Here is an 18172-nt window from a genome sequence, read left to right on the forward strand (position 1 = left end):
CAGCCCTCGGCCATGCTCCCGCTGCCGGGGTTGAGGTAGTACCAGGCGGAGCCCACCTTCTTCCAGCCCTCGGCCATAGCGCCGCTGCCGGGGTTGAGGTAGTACCAGGCGCCGTTCACCTTCTTCCAGCCCTCGGCCATGTCCCCGCTGCCGGGGTTGAGGTAGTACCAGGCGGAGCCGAGCTTCTTCCAGCCCTCGGCCATGCTCCCGCTGCCGGGGTTGAGGTAGTACCAGGCGGAGCCCACCTTCTTCCAGCCCTCGGCCATGTCCCCGCCGCCGGGGTTGAGGTAGTACCAGGCGCCGTTCACCTTCTTCCAGCCCTCGGCCATGTCCCCGCCGGGGTTGAGGTAGTACCAGGCGGAGCCCACCTTCTTCCAGCCCTCGGCCATAAGCCCCGTCTCGGCGTCAAGGTAGTACCAGGTGCCGCCCACCTTCTTCCAGCCCTTCGCCAGCTCGCCGTCATCGAGCCAGTACCAGCCGCCGCTGCTATAAGCCCAGCCGTCGCTCGCATCGATCCAGACGCCCGCCGCATCCAGCGCATAGCGAACGCCGCCCACCTCGCAGCTTCCCGTAGCCATCTTTCCCGTCGAGGGATCCAGATAGTAGCACTTCCCCTTAACCCACATCCAACCGGTGGCCATGGCGCCGCTGCCCTTGAAGTAGTACCAGCTGCCGTCGATCAGCTGCCAATCGGTCGCCATCACCCCGGCCTCGTCGAAGTGGTAGCGCACACCATCGATATCGGCCCATCCTACGACCAGCTTGCCGTCCGGCCCGAAGCGGTACCAAGACGACCCGCGCTGCTCCCATTGGTTTACCGGGTTGCTCCCGTCGTTCTCGCCAGGCTTGGGCAGCGCCGGCGAGATGACGCCGTTGCTGATGGACTGAGCAATGCCCTCGGCGTCGGCTACGCCCAGGCTCTTCACGAACGCAGGGTCGCGCAATTTCAGCGCCTCGGCATTGTTGGTGATGAAGCAGTGCTCCACGATGATGCCCACGATGTTGTTGCGACGAGCCTCGTTGATCACCGTGTAGTAGTCGGAGATACTGCCGTCGGGATAGGTTTCGGCCGGGTCGTCCCCTACGGCCGTGGCATCCTTCACCTTGGCACCGCGATCGTACAGCCCCAGGGCGGTCAGCTTCTTCAGAATGGCCTTCGACAGCTCCAACCCCTGCTCGTGCAGATCGTAGCGGTACGAGCTGTCATTGGGATACCATACCTCGGCGCCCTGGGCCGCCGAGGACGTGGCGGAGTTCAGATGGATGCTCACGAATGCGCTTGAACCGGCCTTCACGGAGCGCAGCACGCGGTCGGTCAACGACGGGCACTCGTTCTTCGCCCGCGTAACGTAGGTCTTGATGCCCAGCTCGTTCAAGCGGGCAACACAAGCCTGGGCGATCTCCCAGGTAAGGTCGGCTTCGCGCAGCCCGCTCGACACGGCGCCGGGGTCGCCTCCGCCATGGCCCGGGTCGATGGCGATGATGATGTCGCGGCTGTCGGTCGCAGCACGGCTCGAAGCGGCATCGCCGGCCGAGAACGCAGCGATTCCCGACGAGCGCGCCGGGTCGGCCGACGATGCGGCCCACACGGCCTCCTCCACTGCCCGGGAGATGTCGTCGGTTCCGTAGTCGAGCGTGCTCGACACTGTGGCCACGTCGCCTGCGTCGTCGAGCACGTAGGTCACCGCGTCCTGGGCAGTGGCGGCCTCGAGGGACAGGGCGCCAGCCGAAGGGGCCCCCACCGTAAACGAGCACGATCCGCTCTCGTCCGAGGCCAGGGACGTCTCCTCCAATTCCGAGCCGTCAGAGGCAAGCGTCGTCACGCCAAGGAGGCGGTAGCCGCCCTCCTGCAGGTCATCCAGGGTGAACAGAGCAGCGCCCTCGGCCTGCGAATCGGACGCTACAGCAAGCTGGGAACCATCGGGGCATGCGACGTCAAGCACAGCCGAATGGAAGTTCGCGCTCTGCTCGCCGAAGGCGACCACCACCAGCTGCGACTGACCCGCAACGGGAGCCTCCTCGTCCAGATAGACGAAATCAACCGAAGCGGGTGCGGCCGTCTCGCCTGCGGGCGCTTCTCCGCCTTGCGCCACCGTCTGCCCGTAGGCCGGAAGCGGCAGAAGCCCCAGAACGAGGGTTGCCGTCAGAATAAGACGCACGAATCGCTTGTTTCCGCGTACCATAGAACCTCCGTTGCTGCGAATAGGGTACGTTCGAGGGTTCAGGGAAGAGCGCGCGGGCGCAGGGCTTCCCTAGCTTGCGCCGTCTTCGCCCTTCTCCTCTTGGACGTAGACGCCCTCCTGGGCGAAGACGGTTTTGATGGTATGGAAAAATATTTTAACATCGAAAGCGAAACTGAGGTTGTGAACATAGAACACATCCATAGCCAACCGGTCGTGCCACGGCAGCGAGTTGCGCCCGTAAGCGGCGGCGTATCCGGTGATGCCTGGCTTCACCAGCAGTTTCTCGCGCTCGTTCCCTTCGTACAGAAGCGTCTCCCGCTCTAGGTCGGGGCGCGGGCCTATGATGCTCATGGAGCCGCCGAGCACGTTGAGGAACTGGGGAAACTCGTCCAGGCTGGTCCGGCGCATGAACGCACCGATACGGGTCATGCGCGGATCGTCGCTGCCGTTGTAGGTGGATCCGTCCGCCATGGTCAGGTCGGGCGCGTTCACCTTCATGGACCGCAGCTTGAACATGGTGAACTGCTTGCCGTCCTTGCCCACCCGCGGAGCATTGTAGAAGATAGGGCCCTTGTCCTCTAAGTAGATGACGGGGGCCAGCACCGCTATGATGACCAGCACGAACGGCAACGCCACCAGGGATACGACTATGTCGAGCACCCTCTTGAAGAAACGAGCGTACATCAGGGCCGCTCCTGCGCCTCGGCCCGGTCAAACTCCTCTTCCACCCGCTCGTAGCTCTCGGAGAACACCTGCAGCACGTACTCGACGTCGTCGTCGGAAAGCAACGTGTGCAGCGGCAGCGTGACCTCGTTTTCGAACTGGGCGAGGGCATGGGGGTAGTCGTCGATGGAAAAGCCCATGTCCTTGTAGGCGGTAAGCAGGGGCAGCGGCTTGTAGTGCACGTTGGTGGCCACGCCGCGCTCGGCCATGGCCTCGATCAGGCGGTTGCGGAACTCCTGCCCCTTGCCGATAAGCCGCACGATGGCCAGATGCCCCGACGAGTCGCCCTCGCTGTCGTAGTGGACGAGCCATTCCACGGGCTTGCCCGCCGTGCCCTCCTGATAGCGCTCGAGTATCTGGCGCCGCCGGCGCAGCAGCTGGGGGTAGCGGTCCAGCTGCACCAGGCCGATGGCGGCCTGAAGGTCGGTCATGTTGCACTTCCAACCGGGGAAGGCGATATCGTACTCCCAGGCCCCGGGCTTGTTCTTCGCCAGGGCGTCTTTGGTCTGGCCGTGCAGCGACAGCAGCATGAGCTGGCGGTAGAACTCGTCGTTGTCGAATCCGTGGTCGCGCCAGGACAGGCCGCCGCCCTCCGCGGTGGTGAAGTTCTTCACCGCATGGAACGAGAACGCCGTGAAGTCGGCGACCGAACCGCAGGGGCGGCCATGGTAGGTGGCCCCCAGGGCGTGGGCCGCGTCGGCCAGCACGATGACGCGGTCGAAGCATTCCTGGATCGTGCCCGCGGTTGGCTGCCAGCAGCCCTTGGCGGCCTCCACCTGAGCGAAGATGCGGCCGTAATCGCACATGCGGCCCGCCAGGTCCACGGGGATGATCACCTTGGTGCGCGGCCCGATCAAGGCCCCCATGGCCTCGTAGTCCATCTGGAAGGAACCTTCTTCCGTGTCGCATAGCACCGGGGTGGCCCCCACGTGGCATATCACCGAGCAACTGGCCGTATAGGTGTAGGCAGGCACGATGACCTCGTCGCCCGGACCCACGCCCAGGGCGCGAAGGCAGCACTCCAGGGCAGCCGTGGCGGAATTGAGGCACGCAAAGCCGGCAGCCTCCGTGTACTCTTTCAGGCGCCCCTCGAGCTCCTTGGTGCGGGGCCCGGTGGTGATCCAGCCGCTGCGCAGGGCGTCGGCAACGGCCTCTATCTCCGCCTCGCCCACGTCGGGCGGGGAAAACGCGATGTGCCTGTTCTGCATCAAACCCAAGCCTCCTTAGGCCCTCGATGGCGTTGCATACCGACCGCTCATTATACGTATGGGAGGCGCAAGGAACCGCCGCACAGCTGAGGAGGCACAAAAACTGCAGCTCACCGATGTGTTCTTGCAGCCTGGAGGCCCAGCGACGCATCGTCGGAAGCAAGCTGTGCAGCTTGCGCCCGTACGGTCCCGAAGCGCCGCGGCACCGCACGGGCACCGACGCAGCGGCAAACGTCGGCGCAGCATTCGCCCGGAGCTTACAGCAGGCTCACCGGGTCCACATCCACAGCCACGTTGACAGTGCGGGAGGGCTTGCGATGGCGGAACAGGCCCAGAAGCGCCGCGGAAAGGTCCTGGCCGGCCGGACACTTCACCACGATGTGCCAACGGTAGGCGTTGCGGAGCCTGGAAAGCGCGCACGGCGTCGCCGCCAAAACCGTCCATCCGCCATCGGGCCCCGCGTAGTCGAACACTGCCCGCTCCACCTCGCGCTGCAGCTGCATGGCGGCGTCCTGCACCTCCCCTTCCGCTTTCCCCCACACGAGTATGTTCGCCATGCGCACGAACGGCGGGTAACCCAGCATCCGGCGCTTGACGTGCTCGTCTGCCAGGAACAGCTCGCGGTCGTAGCGAGCCGCCGCCACCACGGGTACGCTGTTCGCCTCGTAGGTCTGCACCAGCACCCGTCCCGGCAGTTCGGCCCGCCCGGCCCGGCCGGCCACCTGCTCGATCAGCTGGAACGTGCGCTCGGCAGCGCGGTAGTCGGGCAGGTGGAGCTGCGTGTCGGCATTGATGACGCCCACCAGGGTAACGTCGCTGAAGTCGAGCCCCTTCGCTATCATCTGGGTTCCCAGAAGCACCGAGGCCCCGGGTTCGGCGAAACGGGCCAGCAACGCCTCGTGAGCGCCCTTCCTTGCCGTGGTATCGGCATCCATCCTGATGACGGGCACGGACGGCCCCACGCCCTCCATACCGTCCAGCAACGCTCGCAGCTCGGCCTCGACCCGCTGGGTTCCAGCTCCGAACTTCTTCAAGTAGGGGCTTCCGCACGCGGGACAGCATCCGGGGGATGCCACGTTGTAGCCGCAGTGGTGGCAAACTAGCGCGTTGCCGTGCTCGTGGTAGGTAAGCGAGCTCGCGCAGGAGGGACATTCCGGAACGAACCCGCAATCGCGGCACAGCAGAAACTTCGCGAACCCCCTCTGGTTCAGCAGAAGCACCGCCTTGCGCCCGGCGGAGAGCTCCCGCTGCAGCTGGACCGCAAGGGGGCGCGAGAACATGGACCGCTCGCCCCGGGAGAACTCGGCCGCCATGTCGACAACGGTCACCTCGGGCATGGGCTTGCGGTTCGCGCGCTCATGAAGGCACACCCGCTGCCAGGCCGGGTCCGCCTCGCAGGCACATAGAGACTCTATCGAGGGGGTGGCGCTGCCCAGCACCACGGTGGCCCCGCTGCGGCGAGCCATCCATACGGCCACGTCGCGGGAATGGTAGCGCGGGGCGCTGTCCTGCTTGTACGAGCCTTCGTGCTCTTCGTCGATAACGATGAGCCCCACGTTGGCCAGGGGGGTGAACAGGGCGCTGCGGGCGCCCACCACCACGCGGGCAGCCCCCGAGCGGATGAAGTCCCACTGGTCGTAGCGCTCGCCTTGGCTCATGCGCGAGTGCATGACGGCCACCTGGTCGCCGAAGCGGCCGCGGAACCGACCGACCGTCTGGGGCGTGAGCGAGATCTCGGGCACCAGGACGACGGCGCTGCGCCCCCGGGCGAGTGCCGAGGCGATGGAGCGCAGGTACACCTCGGTCTTGCCAGACCCCGTGACGCCGTCGACCAGAACCACTTCGCCGTCACCCCGCTCGCAGGCCCCCTCGATGACGCTCAAGGCGTGCTGCTGCTCGGCGGTGAGCGAAAAAAAGCCGGGCGTGCGCGGCTCGGCGCTCCCACGACCCGCACCCCCGACCTGCGCCGGCGAAGCGCAGGCTGGCAGCTTTTCTCCCGGCAGGACGAAGCGCTGTCGCCGGCGGCGCTCGATGCGCACCACCCCCTGCTTCTCCAGCGACTTCAAGGCGCCCGACACCGAACCCAGCTCGGCGGCGAGCTCGGCCACGCGCAGGTCGCCGGCGCGCACGGCCTCTATGATGGACTGCTGCTTCACGGCGTTGGGCTTAGGCTGGAAACCCTCTATGGCGGGCCCCGCCGCAACCCAACGGTCGTCCACCTGCCCCACGGCCGGCTGCTCCACCACCCAGCGCCCCTCGCCCGTGCGGACCGCACGGGGCACGGCCCCGGGAGGCGTGAACAGCCGAATGCACGACGAAAGCGGCGCGATGTAGCGGTCGGCCATCCACTGGGCGCATGCGGCCCCCTCCTCGTCGAAGTACGGGTCGGTAAGCACGCGAATGATGGGCTTCATGCGCTTGAGCATCTGCTCGTCGAAGGCATCCCGAGGCCGGTCCTCCACCGAGACCACGAACCCCACGGCGCACCGCCCGCCAAGCGGCACCAGCACGGCGCACCCCACCTGCACCGCCCGCTCTTCGAAGCCCATCGCGGCGCCCATCGGGTCGCATAGCCCTGCAGGCGCGGAGAAACCCGCAGACCAGTCGGCAGCGGGCGCAAGACCCGAAGCCCCGTCGGCCTCGCAGGCACTATCGTCGCCGAACAAGGTCAGCCGGGCCTCCTGCGGCGGAACGGCCGCATCCTCGCCGAACCCGGGAACAATGTAGGAGTAGGCGACGTCGAGAGCCTGGGTGGCTACGTCCACTATGACGTTGGCGATGCGCACGGAAAGTCTGCCTGCGACTAATCCCGAGAAACCGAGAAGGTCTCCACCATGGGTGCCGCATCGGAAAGGGACGAGCCCTCTATATCCACCAGCGCCGGCTCGTCGGCTTCGGAGAAGCACCCGCCCTCGGTCCTGTCGGCCAGGGCCGCCAGTTCGTTCGCGGAATCGGGCAGCTCCACACCGTAGGCATCAGCCAGGGCCCTCGCCTGCTGGAAGCGGAGCGCGGCAAGCTGCCGGTCGCCCGCCTCGTTCAGATACGATGAGGCCAGCGCCAAGCTGCGGGCAATGTAGCCGGCCACCCGGTCGTCCACCCCGGACACCTGCAGCACCCCCGCCATGGATTCCGGGGAAAGGGACAGCAGCGTGGCCCCGTCGATATCGGTAGCCTGGCCCACCGCCGCCTCCAGCATGACGGCGGCGCCGCGAGGGTCGGATTCCCTGCGGGCCTTGAACCAGCTGCGCCGCAGGATTTCGGCGTACTGGAGCAGGATGTTCATAAGGTAGTCGCGCTCGAACACGGGCGGTCCTTTCCGGTTGCGGTCAGCCTCAGCCGCGACAAGGCAGCGGCAGGCCCAGATGGTCGTAAGCGCGATCGGTGGCCTGACGGCCCTTGGGAGTGCGAACGAGAAGCCCCTGCTGCATGAGGTAGGGCTCGTAGACGTCCTCCAGGGTGTCGGGCGCTTCCGACAGCGCCGAGGCTATGGTGGTAAGCCCAACGGGGCGGCCGCCGAACTGCACGCAGAGCATTTCCAGTATGCGATTGTCCATAGCGTCCAAACCCAACGAGTCAACCTCGAAGAAGCTCAGGGCCTGGGCGGCCACGTCTTCGTCGATAACCCCGTCACCGCGTACCTGAGCCCAATCCCGCACGCGCTTGAGCAGGCGGTTCGCCAAGCGCGGCGTACCCCGGCTGCGACGGGCGATCTCCAAGGCGCCGTCGGGGGCAATGGGCACGTCCAGTATGGCGGCCGACCGCTCCACGATTTGGGAGAGCTCTTCGGGGGTGTAGTACTGCAGCCTGAACACAACACCGAACCGGTCGCGCAAGGGCCCGGTGAGAAGACCCGTGCGCGTGGTGGCCCCCACCAAGGTGAAGCGCGGTATGTCCAGGCGGATGGATCGCGCTGCCGGACCTTTGCCCACCACGATATCCAAGGCGAAGTCCTCCAACGCCGGGTACAGCACCTCCTCCACCATGCGGTTCAGACGGTGAATCTCGTCGATGAACAGCACGTCGCCCTCTTCCAGGTTGGTGAGAATCGCCGCCAGGTCGCCGGTGCGCTCGATGGCAGGACCGCTGGTGGCGCGGATGCTGGCGCTCATCTCGTTGGCAACCACCTGGGCGAGGGTGGTCTTCCCCAAACCTGGAGGCCCCGAGAACAGTATGTGGTCGGCCACATCGCCGCGCTCCTGAGCCGCTTGGATGAGAATCGACAGCGACTCCTTCACCTTCGTCTGGCCGAGATACTCGGAAAGGCGCTTGGGCCGCAAGCTGCGGTCGAGCGCCAGATCCTCTTCGATGAGCTGCGGTGCCACGGAGCGCTCCTCCCCGAAAGGCTCGGCAGCACGGCCGGCGCCGGAGAAGAACACCATGCCCTCTATTTCGGAATCGTATGCAACCATAGCCCGCCGCCTAGCCCAGGCGCTTCAACGCATACTGCAGCAGCTGCTGCTCGGATGCCCCTTCCGGCGCACCGCGCAAGGCAAGCTCGGCCTCGTCGGCCGTGAAGCCCAGCGCCAGCAAGTCCTCCGCTGCCCGGCTGGCACCTGCCGGCGCCACTTCGGCATCCTGGGCCGCAAAGAGGCTTCGGCCCAGCTCGTCGAGAGAGCCCTTAAGGTCCACGACGATGCGGGAGGCGGTTTTCTTTCCCACGCCGGGAATCTTGGCGATAAGGGCGGTGTCCTGCGAGGCGACGGCCTGGGCCAACTGCGAGGGCGAGAAGGTGGACAGGGCGGAAAGAGCCACCTTCGGCCCCACGCCGCTCACCCCGATCAGCCGCTCGAACAGATCCTTCTCCTCTTGGGAAAGGAACCCGTACAGCGAAACGCCGTTCTCGCTCACCTGCAGGTACGTGAGCACCGACGCCCTCTGCCCCGTTTCCGGCAGCTTGGCCAGGGAGCTTGCGGCCATGAACACCTGATAGCCCACACCGCCGACGTTGAGATAGGCCGCCTGGGCGCTGCGGCCCGCAACGGCACCCTCCAAAAACGCGATCATGCGCAGGTCCTTTCTATCGAAGCGCAGCCGCCCCGCGCCTGCGCCGCCCGGCCGAAACGCTCCTCGACCCGGGATACGCCGTCGTGGGCGGTATAGCAGATGGCAGCCGCAAGGGCGTCGGCAGCGTGATCGGGGCGAGGGACATCCCGCAAGCCGAGCACGTGGCGTACCATGTAGGCAACTTGGTCCTTCGAGGCCGACCCGGTCCCCACCACGGACAGCTTGATCTGGCTGGGACTGAACTCCCCCACCTGAAGGCCCCCTTCGGCGCAGGCCACCAAGGCCGCACCGCGGGCCTGGCCGGTGGCGAAGGCGGCCGTGACGTTCTGCCCGAACCACACCGTCTCGATGCCGACGCATTCCGGCTGGAACCGAGCGATGACGGCCCGCATCTGCGAGGTCACCTTGAGAAGCCTCTGGGCGAGCGGGTCGTCGGAGCGAGACGAGATGCACCCGTAGGCGACGCACTCCAGGCGCGCGCCTTCCTGACGCACGATTCCCCAGCCGGTGTTCGCCAACCCCGGGTCGATGCCCAGGACGGTTCTTGCGACGGAGCCCACGGGCCGCTCCCCTTCCTCAACCGTAAAACACAACAAATGTTCGTATGCATACTACCACAGATTCCACCGCACGCGAAAGACGGCCCGGCCTCCTTCCCCCCTTGGCCACAAAAGATTCGCCGGATGTTCTATTTCGGCAGCGCGACAGAGGCCGCCGACAGCCTTTACCGGCATGCGCTAGGGTATACTCGCGGCAAGCCCGAATCCGTACCCGAGCGAAGGAGCGCCATGAGCGACAGCCACAAGACTCCCCTCCCCCTCGACCCGGCAGCCCTGCGCGCCCTTGCCGATTTGGCGGCGTCCCAGAAGCATCTGAAGAAGACCGGCGATCCGCTGCCCGAAGAAGGCGATGTGCTCATCGTGGATGCGGATATCCTGGGAACACGGGTCCCCCACTTCCGCACGGTGAGCCTGCCGGCCAAGTCCACGCTCGACGCGGCCCTCTGCGCCATCATGGACTCGCTGGGACTCTTCCCCGACGACCCCTACCGCTGCCTGGCGAAAAGCGGCCGCTACCTCGACCCGGTATCCCTCGACCACGCGGACGGCTGCGCCCCGTCGCCGGACGACGACGAAAAGCCGTGGGAAAATGCGGAGAGGGCCGTGCTCGCCGATGTGCTGCCCGCCGTCGGGTCCACAGCCCAGCTCCTCGTCGGCCTCGAGGGCGGATGGACCGTCGAATTGCGCCTTGTCGACACCATGCCCGTCTGCGAGTTCGATCTGCCGCTACCCTGCGCATGCCTGGACGGGGACGGCGCCGACGTGTTTGGCGAGGCGGAGTCGGCGCAGGACTACGAGGCGCTCTGCGATGTCGTGTCGAATCCGGAGCACCCCCGCTACCAGGAGCTGCGCGAGCAGCTGGACCTTCCCGAAAACACCCCTTACGACGAGGAGCTGTTTGACCTGCTGGAAGCGAACTACCGGCTGGCCGAGGCCCAGGTGTCCCTGGCCGAGGAGCACTTCGTCCCCCGTGACCCCCGCGAGCTGCGAGAAAGCTACAAGTCGCTGCTCGCCGAGGTGCTGGCTCGCGAATGCACCGACCTGGTAGGTATCGCCCATATGGCCCGGCACTTCCACGACCTTCAGGAGCTCATGGAATCAGAGGGCGAGACCTGGGAAGACTAGCCTGCTAAACACCGTGCGCCCGCACGCCGGCACATTCGGTGCATCGCAAACGCGAAGGGAGGCCCGGCTACTCGGCCGGGCCTCCCCGTTTCAACCTGCAGATGCCGCCGATGGCCTAGTCCTCTTCGAGCGCCTCGGCGATCTCGTCGGTGATGTCCATGGTATGGTACACGGACTGAAGGTCCTCGAGCTCTTCCAACTTGTCAACCAACCGCATGACCTTCTTTGCGTCGGCCACGGAAACCGCCGTGGGGGTAGTGGGGATCATGGTCATCTCGGCGCCCTTGACCTGCACGCCCTGCTCCTCGATGGCCTTGACGGTGGCCATCAGCGCCGACGGGTCGGTGTAGACGATCCACTCGTCGCCGCCGTCCTCGTAGTCGTCGCCACCGGCCTCGGCCACCACCATCATGAACTCGTCCTCGTCGGCCGCAGCGCCGTTGGGGCCCACCGGGTTCTTCTTGTCGCCCGTTTCGATCTCTTTCGAGATGATGACCTGGCCCTTACGCTCGAACTGGAACGCCACCGAACCAGAAGTGCCCAGGTTGCCGCCATGGTGGTTGAACGCGGCGCGCACGTCGGCAGCGGTGCGGTTGCGGTTGTCGGTCAGGGCCTCGCAGTACACGGCGATGCCGCACGGGGCATAGCCCTCGTAGACGACGGTCTCGTAGTTGGCCGCGTCCTTGCCCGACCCGAACGCCTTGTCGATGGCGGTCTTGATCTTATCCTTGGGCAGCGAGTAGCCCTTGGCCTTCTCGATGGCCGCCGCCAGGGAAGCGTTGTTGTCGGGGTTGGGATCGCCGCCCTCCTTGGCCGCCACGGTGATGTTGCGCGAAAGCTTGGAGAACAAGGCCGAGCGCTTCGCGTCCTGCGCCGCCTTACGATGCTTGGTGGTTGCCCACTTTGAATGACCTGACATAACCTTCCCTTCGAAAACGCGTTACTGACAAACCGCTGATGATCGCGCCTTAGTCGAGCTCGTCGAACTCGAACACCGCCTCGGCGTCACCGAAGCCCGAGAGATCCTTCTCGACGGTGGCGGGCACCGGGGTGGCAGCCACCACCACGGCGTCGGTTGCCTGCGGGGTGGAATAGGCCGGGGTGGCCGTGGCGTTGATGGGGGCCTGCGCTGCCGGCTTGGAGGACGTGCGGCCGGCCGTGGAGTGCGTGCCGAACGACTTGGGCTGCGGCACCACTTCGCCGATCTCGGCCAGCTTGCGGGTGGCATCGCCGATGAAGTCCGTCAGCAGGTCCTTGTAGGACTCGCGGGCGCTCTCGCGGTCGTCCTCAAGCTTCTTGATGGCATCGAGCACCTTGGTGCGCTCGCCCTCGGCCTTGTCGACGATGCGCTTGGCCTCGTCCTCGGCGTCGGCCACAATGTCGTTGGCACGGGCGTTGGCGTTGGCCAGGATCTCGTCGGCGGAGCGCTGGGCGATGATGAGCGCCTGGGCGATGGCGTTGTCGTCGGCCTTCTTGGCCTCCAGCTGAGACTCCAGCTCGATGATGCGCGCGTCCTTGCGGGCAAGGTCGGAGGACATGTCGGAAGGCATGAGCGAGGGGGCCGCCGGGGCCATGCCGCGCTGCGATTCGGCGCGCTGCAGCTGGTCGCGAAGCGCGTCGATGGTCTGGTTCATATCGTCGATCTCGTCGGCGACATGCTCGAGAAAGACGTCTACCTCGTCAACGTCGTAGCCCTTGCGGTCGATGGAGAAGCTTTGGTTGTGGATGTCGTTGGCGGTGATTGCCATGGGTGCCGATCCTTTCAGACGTTTTCGCGACTCAGAGGCCGAGTCTGCCTAGCATAGAAACAGTGTACCATTCGAAGCGAACGCGCGGCGACCACAACCGCAGGTGATGCGCCATGTTCACCGACATGCCAAAAACCGCTAGAAACCCGACAGCAGACGAGCCAGAAGCCCGCAGCCGAACTGAAGTATCAGAAGCGCGAAGATGGGCGAGATGTCCACCATGCCGCCGATGGGAGGCACGATGCGCTTGAACAGGTTCAGGTACGGGTCGCACACCCGGGCGAGCACGTCGTTGACGTCTTTGAGGATACCCCGGTCGGTGGGCAACCAGGATAGAAGCACGTACACGATGATGATGAGGGAGTACGCCTCCCCCAGCGCGAGAATGAGCCCGCTCACGTACCGGATCTCCTTTGCTAGTCGGGCGGCCGGCTACAGGATGCCCTGGCCGCGAAGGTTCGAAAGCTCCCCTTGCGTAAGGGGCGCGCCGGCCGTGATGGCGAACACCTTCTCGGCGATGCAGTCGACGGAGGCCCCCAGCGCGCACGAGGCGCCGAACGAGAAGTCGAGCAACCGCATGACCAGTTCGGAAGGCGTCTGCCTGAGCACCAGCACTACCGCGTCCCCCGCCTTGAGCGACTTCGCCACGGCCTCGGCGTCGGCGTAGGCAGTGGGGCGAACCACCGCCACGGAGCGCGTAGGCGTGTGCTGGGTGGCGCCGCGGCCCGAAAGGGCGTCGTAGGGATCGAAGCCGCGCGAGGCGGCGGCAGAAGACTGGGCGGAACCGTCGCCGGAGCCGAACAGGCTGTTCAGGCTTTCGGAGCGCTCCTGGCTGCTGGCCGCGGCGGCCGCTTGGGCCCGGGCGTTCGGCGTTCCCGCATGGGCTGCAATGGCCGGCTCCACCATGGTGCGGGCAGAGCGCATGGAGGCGGAGCTGGCGCGCCGCTCGGGCAGCGGATCGCGGTTGAGGCTCTCGGGGATGCGCGTGGAGGCACGCACGTCGTCGAGGGACACCAGGTTCGAGCTGACGGAGCCGGTGGCGCTATGGCGTCCGGCGGAACGGGGTTCGCGGACCGTGGCCGGCGCGAACGAGTCTCGGGCATGGGTGGGGGCGAAGTCGTCGTCGGCGCGATAGCCCGGACCGTACTCCTCGAACTCGTCGTAGCCTTCGTCAAAGCCGTCGTCGTCGGCATAGTCGGCCTGGGAGTCAGCAAACCCCAGCCGGGACTTGAGACCGCCGAGCACACCGCCGTCGCTGTGCTTGATTCGTGGCAATTCCATAAGCTTCCCTGCTTTCGTTGTGTCCGACGGTCACGCCGCCGCTGCGTTTGGATGCTCGTAGGCCATAATACCGAAAAACGCGGGCATCATCGGGAAAAATCATCAGAGAACAAAGCACGCCCAATTCGCACGATGGTGGCGCCTTCGGCCACCGCCTGCGGCCAGTCCTCGCTCATGCCCATGGACAGCTCGGTAAAAGCCGCGGCATCCTGCGACGGCAGCGAAAGCTCTATCTCCCTTTTGAGCTGCGCTAACCCGGCGAAGCACTCCCTTGCTTCGGCAAGGTCGCCCTGGGGTGCCATGGTCATCAGGCCGCAAAGGCGAAGATGCTCGAAGCCGAAGCACTCCTGCGCCGCTGCTGCTACGTCGCTCGGCGCCAGGCCGCTTTTGGACTTCTCGCCCGAGACGTTCACCTCCAGCAGGATGTCCTGCACCTTGCCGGCCTCTTCGGCCGCCTTGTCGATCTTGGCCAGATGGTGAGGCTGGTACACGGAATGGATGAGATCGGCGAAGCGCACGATCTGGCCGATCTTGCGCGACTGGACGTTGCCGATGAAGTGCCACGACACCTGGGGGAACAGCTCGGCCTTCAGCGACAGCTGCTCGGGGCGGTTCTCGCCGAACAGACGGCATCCCGCCGCAACGGCCTCGGCCACCTGGTCGGGCCCGACGGTCTTGGAAACCGCCATGAGGGAGACGGCTTCAGGGTCGCGCCCGCACTCGCCGCAGACAGCGGCAAGCTCGCGGAGGGCGGACTCGTAATGCTGGGAAAACCCCATGGCTCATTCCTTCCGTCCGGCGAAGGCGCCGTGGCGCCCGCACACTCCGCCGCTTGCGCGGTAGGAGTAGTAGTCTTCGGTGGAACAGGCGGTGCACACGCCCGCAGATACGATGCGCTCGGCCGCAACGCCCGCACCCAGCAAGCTCGCGCGCACGGCGGCATCCAGGCTCAGATGGTCGCCGTCCCAGGCGCACTCGGGCCCGAAGCGCTCAACGAACTGCGACACCAGATCCGGATCGCACTGGTAGCATTCTGCCATGATGTGAGGGCCGATGTAGGCGTTGTAACGAAACGGAGAACCGTCGCCTCCCCGATCCGTGTCCAAAACCCGCAGCGCCTCTACCGCCTTGCGCGGGATGTCCGCGAAGGCGCCGCGCCAGCCGGCATGGGCCACGGCGAAGGCGCCCGATGCGGATACAACCACCACCGGGACGCAATCGGCGAAGCACAGAAGCGCCGTGACGCCGGGCACGCTCACGGCAAGCCCGTCGGCCCCGGCGCCAGCCTGCGCAGCCACCCGGTCCAGCTTTTCGTCGAATCCGTCGTCGACGGAGAGCACACTGCTACCGTGCACCTGGTTGGCCATGAGCAGCCGCGTACCGCCCAGGCCGGCCGCATCCAGCAGCCGTCGGCGGTTCTCGCGAACGGCCTCAAGGTCGTCGCCCACATGGGAGCCCAAGTTCAGCGAATCGTACGGAGGCAGGCTCGCGCCGCCGCCGCGCCGAGTGAAGCCCATGCGCACGCCGCACGCGCCGAAGAGCGCCTCGTCGGTGAGAAACGACAGGCCCGCACAAGAGCGGGCCTGCAATGTTGGCAATGGCAGCTTCATGACGCCGGCTACAGCGGTCGCCTTCTAGCGCTGGCGCTTCAGGAAGTCGGGGATGTAGGTGCCGTCGGCGAAGCGGTCCGCTGTGCTGGCGGACGCATGGCCCGAGTAGCTGACCGACGAGGACACGGTGGAGGACACCGTCTCGGTGGCCGTAGACGAGAACAGGTCCTTGCGGCCGAAGTCCATGGAGGGCTGGGCCGGGCTCACCTTGAAGCCGGTGGCGATGACGGTGATGCGCACGCAGTCGCCCATGGCCTCGTCGATGATCTGACCGTAAATGATGTTGGCGTTCTCGTCGGCGCACGCCTCCACCACGCGGGCCGCCTCGTCCACCTCGGTAAGGGTGAGGTCCGGGCCGCCGGCGATGGAGAACAGCACGCGGCTGGCGCCGGCGATGGAGGACTCCAGCAGATTGGAGCTGGTGGCCTGGTGCGCAGCGTCGAGGGCGCGGTTCTCGCCGGAGGACATGCCGATGCCCATCATGGCGGTGCCGGCGTCGCGCATGACCGTGCTGATGTCGGCGAAGTCCAGGTTGATGAGGCCGGGGATGGTGATGAGGTCGGTCACGCCCTGGATGCCCTGGCGCAGCGTATCGTCGGCGATGCGGAAAGCGTCCACCATGCTGGTCTTCTTGTCCACGATCTCCAGCAGGCGGTCGTTGGGGATGACGATGAGGGTGTCCACCTTCTGAGCCAGAAGGTCGATGCCCTGCTCGGCCTGGTTGCGGCGGGTGCGGCCTTCGAAGGAGAAGGGCTTGGTCACAATGCCCACGGTAAGGGCGCCAATCTCCTCGCGGGCGATCTCGGCCACCACGGGTGCCGCGCCGGTGCCAGTGCCGCCGCCCTCGCCGGCCGTGACGAAGACCATGTCGGCCTCGGCCAGAGCCTCGCGGATCTCGTTGCGGCTCTCCTCGGCTGCCTGGCACCCCACCTGCGGGTTCGCGCCTGCGCCGAGGCCACGGGTAAGCTCCTCGCCGATGTGGATGGTCTTATCGGCATCCGACATCATGAGCGCCTGGCGATCGGTGTTCACCGCGATGAATTCCACGCCGCGCACACCGGCCTCGACCATGCGGTTCACGGCGTTCGTGCCGCCACCGCCTACGCCGACCACCTTGATTACGGCCAGATGCTCGCCAATGTTCTTCGCCATCGTATAGTCCTCCACACCTAAACGGTCCCTAGATTGCAGTACACATAGTCGGTCATTGTACACGACATATCGCGCGTTGCCTATTATCCTGCGGAAATGAAAAATTTAAGTCCACATAAAGCCCCAGCGCGTCTAAACGGAACCTTGGGCCGGATGCACGGCAAAGCTATTCCCCGCTATCGCCTTCGGCAGCCTCCCCTTCGTCGGCGGTAGCAACGTCGGTGGTCGTCATGTCCGCCGGGTCCTCGCCGGCGTTGATAGCGGCCATCATCTCCGACCAGGCCGGCTCGGTGGTGATGACGTAGGAGACGCCATCGATGTAGTCGGTGGTGGAGGGAACCATGCCCGAGTACACCTTCAGGTCGCCCTTGGACTGCATCTGTAGCGCCAGCGACACCAAATCGCCTACGGAGTAGTCGGTGGTCACGCACTCGGCCAGGGACTGAATGGTGCCGGGCAGCTCAAGCGCGGGCGTGGCCATCACCTTCTCGAGAATAGCCGTCACCAGCAAGCGCTGGTTGGAGGTGCGGGTGAAGTCGCCATCGGCGTAGCTGCGGCTGCGGGCGAACACCAGCGCCTCGGTGCCGTTCAGGGTCTGCTCGCCTTCCGAGATCACCACGTTGCCTGCGTTGGGGTCGTCGATGTACTCGGGCACGTCCACGGTCACCCCGCCCAGCTTGTCGATGAGCTGCACCAGCTCGTCGAAGTGAATCTCGGCGTAGTGGGCGATGGGCACGCCGGCGAACTCGGACATGGTGCGCACGGCCAGCGACGCCCCGCCGAAGGCGTAGGCGGCGTTGATCTTCTGGGTGCCGTAGCCGTCGATCTCCACCTTCGTGTCGCGGGGAATAGACACCATGGTCACCTGAGCGGCGTCCGGGTCGACCCGCACCAGGATGTTCACGTCGGAGCGGCTGGCCTCGTCGCCGCGGGCGTCGGAGCCCAACAGCAGCACGTAGAAGGGATCCGACGAGCTCTCCACGGGAGTAAGCTCGCCCTTGAGCTCCTCAAGCTCCTTCAAATCGTCGAAGGTGAGGGCCTTGTCGATGGAGGTCACGTACATAGTACCCGCAATGCCAATTCCCGCCACCAGCGCGAACAGCACACAAGCCACGCCGATAAGCGCTTTCTGCCAGGTGCGCAGGCGCTTTTTCTGAACGGGCACCCGTCCCGAAGCACCGCCGGGATAGTTGTCGGGAACTGGGTAGGCGCCGCGTTGGTAAGCGCCGTGACCGATATGGCGGCTCTGATGGGCCGGGCCGGCGGAGCACTTCTGGCGCGCCGCCTCCTGCCGTGCCCGGTTGAGGTAGTCTGTGGAAGAGGTCTGTCTGCGATTCATAGGGTCCTCGCGTCTGTTTCCAGGGCGGCCGAAACGGAGCCGCCTTTCGAAAGGGAGCGCTGAGCGCTCGCAGTGTCAGGGATACAGAAGTATAACCGCCAACCGCAGGGATTCGGCCGTCGGGCGCAGGTATTCCACAAGCGTGCCCTGAGATCCCGGGGCGCATGGTCTCCATCGCCGGCCATGCACCCCATGCTCTTCGGCGCCGCCCGCGCCCCTCGCCGGCCACCCGCGCCTGG

17 protein-coding genes are annotated in these 18172 nt (G+C 66.0%); 1 reads left to right on the plus strand and 16 read right to left on the minus strand.

Translation table 11 applies throughout. The features are described 5' to 3' along the window. From NFR41_RS09095 to ruvC, 8 genes are all read right to left on the minus strand, one after another. The coding region (locus tag NFR41_RS09095) for an N-acetylmuramoyl-L-alanine amidase (protein WP_251231599.1) at positions 1 to 2183 on the minus strand (2183 nt) is incomplete at its 3' end. Positions 2184 to 2252: 69 nt separating this feature from the next. After that, entirely contained in the window at positions 2253 to 2867 is a 615-nt protein-coding gene (locus tag NFR41_RS09100) for a sugar transferase (protein ID WP_251231600.1), read from the minus strand. Continuing rightward, the gene (locus NFR41_RS09105) at positions 2867 to 4114 is read right to left on the minus strand and encodes a DegT/DnrJ/EryC1/StrS family aminotransferase (RefSeq protein WP_251231651.1); all 1248 of its coding nucleotides are present in this window, start codon (positions 4112 to 4114) and stop codon (positions 2867 to 2869) included. The genes NFR41_RS09100 and NFR41_RS09105 overlap by 1 nt, the downstream gene beginning before the upstream one ends. A gap of 257 nt (positions 4115 to 4371) precedes the next feature. Next, a complete protein-coding gene (gene priA, locus NFR41_RS09110) occupies positions 4372 to 6675 on the minus strand; it encodes a replication restart helicase PriA (protein ID WP_251231652.1) in 2304 nt (767 codons plus the stop codon). A 242-nt stretch (positions 6676 to 6917) separates the two neighbouring features. Then, positions 6918 to 7418 carry a hypothetical protein gene (locus NFR41_RS09115; RefSeq protein ID WP_251231601.1) on the minus strand — a complete coding sequence of 167 codons (501 nt, stop codon included), beginning with the start codon at positions 7416 to 7418 and terminating at the stop codon, positions 6918 to 6920. Positions 7419 to 7446: 28 nt separating this feature from the next. Further along, entirely contained in the window at positions 7447 to 8523 is a 1077-nt protein-coding gene (gene ruvB, locus NFR41_RS09120; protein WP_160212245.1) for a Holliday junction branch migration DNA helicase RuvB, read from the minus strand. A gap of 10 nt (positions 8524 to 8533) precedes the next feature. Beyond that, complete coding sequence (ruvA, locus tag NFR41_RS09125; RefSeq protein ID WP_251231602.1) at positions 8534 to 9118, minus strand: Holliday junction branch migration protein RuvA; 585 nt, start codon at positions 9116 to 9118, stop codon at positions 8534 to 8536. Next, on the minus strand, positions 9115 to 9678 hold the full coding sequence (ruvC, locus tag NFR41_RS09130; RefSeq protein WP_251231603.1) for a crossover junction endodeoxyribonuclease RuvC: 564 nt from the start codon (positions 9676 to 9678) through the stop codon (positions 9115 to 9117). The genes ruvA and ruvC overlap by 4 nt, the downstream gene beginning before the upstream one ends. Positions 9679 to 9906: 228 nt before the next feature. Here ruvC and NFR41_RS09135 point away from each other — a divergent pair, with 228 nt between their 5' ends. Beyond that, positions 9907 to 10803, plus strand: coding sequence for a plasmid pRiA4b ORF-3 family protein (locus tag NFR41_RS09135; protein WP_251231604.1), 897 nt, complete (start codon positions 9907 to 9909; stop codon positions 10801 to 10803). A 115-nt stretch (positions 10804 to 10918) separates the two neighbouring features. Here NFR41_RS09135 and NFR41_RS09140 read toward each other — a convergent pair whose 3' ends face one another. The 8 genes from NFR41_RS09140 to NFR41_RS09175 all read right to left on the minus strand — a co-directional run bounded on the left by NFR41_RS09140 (position 10919) and on the right by NFR41_RS09175 (position 17933). Further along, positions 10919 to 11722 (minus strand): YebC/PmpR family DNA-binding transcriptional regulator, encoded by an 804-nt coding sequence (locus NFR41_RS09140; protein ID WP_160212241.1) that lies wholly within the window; start codon positions 11720 to 11722, stop codon positions 10919 to 10921. A 49-nt stretch (positions 11723 to 11771) separates the two neighbouring features. Next, positions 11772 to 12551, minus strand: coding sequence for a DivIVA domain-containing protein (locus NFR41_RS09145; RefSeq protein ID WP_251231605.1), 780 nt, complete (start codon positions 12549 to 12551; stop codon positions 11772 to 11774). 138 nt (positions 12552 to 12689) lie between these two features. Then, a complete protein-coding gene (locus NFR41_RS09150) occupies positions 12690 to 12950 on the minus strand; it encodes a YggT family protein (RefSeq protein WP_160212239.1) in 261 nt (86 codons plus the stop codon). Positions 12951 to 12983: 33 nt separating this feature from the next. Next, on the minus strand, positions 12984 to 13832 hold the full coding sequence (locus tag NFR41_RS09155) for a cell division protein SepF (protein ID WP_251231606.1): 849 nt from the start codon (positions 13830 to 13832) through the stop codon (positions 12984 to 12986). A gap of 86 nt (positions 13833 to 13918) precedes the next feature. Continuing rightward, positions 13919 to 14611: a YggS family pyridoxal phosphate-dependent enzyme gene (locus tag NFR41_RS09160; protein WP_251231607.1), complete on the minus strand. Its 693-nt coding sequence runs from the start codon at positions 14609 to 14611 to the stop codon at positions 13919 to 13921. A gap of 3 nt (positions 14612 to 14614) precedes the next feature. After that, positions 14615 to 15442 carry a purine nucleoside phosphorylase YfiH/LACC1 family protein gene (locus tag NFR41_RS09165; RefSeq protein ID WP_251231608.1) on the minus strand — a complete coding sequence of 276 codons (828 nt, stop codon included), beginning with the start codon at positions 15440 to 15442 and terminating at the stop codon, positions 14615 to 14617. 24 nt (positions 15443 to 15466) lie between these two features. Then, entirely contained in the window at positions 15467 to 16594 is a 1128-nt protein-coding gene (gene ftsZ, locus NFR41_RS09170) for a cell division protein FtsZ (RefSeq protein WP_160212235.1), read from the minus strand. A 166-nt stretch (positions 16595 to 16760) separates the two neighbouring features. Beyond that, the gene (locus tag NFR41_RS09175; protein ID WP_251231609.1) at positions 16761 to 17933 is read right to left on the minus strand and encodes an LCP family protein; all 1173 of its coding nucleotides are present in this window, start codon (positions 17931 to 17933) and stop codon (positions 16761 to 16763) included. Between the last annotated feature and the right edge of the window lie 239 nt (positions 17934 to 18172).

Origin of the sequence: Adlercreutzia aquisgranensis, assembly GCF_943193145.1 — a bacterium.
Lineage (GTDB): Bacteria > Actinomycetota > Coriobacteriia > Coriobacteriales > Eggerthellaceae > Xiamenia > Xiamenia aquisgranensis.

What these genes read in the sequence shown, in the direction of transcription:
- NFR41_RS09100 (WP_251231600.1), bottom strand. Translation starts at nt 2,867, where the DNA reads ATGTACGCTCGTTTCTTCAAGAGGGTGCTCGACATAGTCGTATCCCTG.
- NFR41_RS09105 (WP_251231651.1), bottom strand. Translation starts at nt 4,114, where the DNA reads ATGCAGAACAGGCACATCGCGTTTTCCCCGCCCGACGTGGGCGAGGCG.
- priA (WP_251231652.1), bottom strand. Translation starts at nt 6,675, where the DNA reads ATGGGCGCCGCGATGGGCTTCGAAGAGCGGGCGGTGCAGGTGGGGTGC.
- ruvB (WP_160212245.1), bottom strand. Translation starts at nt 8,523, where the DNA reads ATGGTTGCATACGATTCCGAAATAGAGGGCATGGTGTTCTTCTCCGGC.
- ruvA (WP_251231602.1), bottom strand. Translation starts at nt 9,118, where the DNA reads ATGATCGCGTTTTTGGAGGGTGCCGTTGCGGGCCGCAGCGCCCAGGCG.
- NFR41_RS09135 (WP_251231604.1), top strand. Translation starts at nt 9,907, where the DNA reads ATGAGCGACAGCCACAAGACTCCCCTCCCCCTCGACCCGGCAGCCCTG.
- NFR41_RS09140 (WP_160212241.1), bottom strand. Translation starts at nt 11,722, where the DNA reads ATGTCAGGTCATTCAAAGTGGGCAACCACCAAGCATCGTAAGGCGGCG.
- NFR41_RS09145 (WP_251231605.1), bottom strand. Translation starts at nt 12,551, where the DNA reads ATGGCAATCACCGCCAACGACATCCACAACCAAAGCTTCTCCATCGAC.
- NFR41_RS09155 (WP_251231606.1), bottom strand. Translation starts at nt 13,832, where the DNA reads ATGGAATTGCCACGAATCAAGCACAGCGACGGCGGTGTGCTCGGCGGT.
- NFR41_RS09160 (WP_251231607.1), bottom strand. Translation starts at nt 14,611, where the DNA reads ATGGGGTTTTCCCAGCATTACGAGTCCGCCCTCCGCGAGCTTGCCGCT.
- NFR41_RS09165 (WP_251231608.1), bottom strand. Translation starts at nt 15,442, where the DNA reads ATGAAGCTGCCATTGCCAACATTGCAGGCCCGCTCTTGTGCGGGCCTG.
- ftsZ (WP_160212235.1), bottom strand. Translation starts at nt 16,594, where the DNA reads ATGGCGAAGAACATTGGCGAGCATCTGGCCGTAATCAAGGTGGTCGGC.
- NFR41_RS09175 (WP_251231609.1), bottom strand. Translation starts at nt 17,933, where the DNA reads ATGAATCGCAGACAGACCTCTTCCACAGACTACCTCAACCGGGCACGG.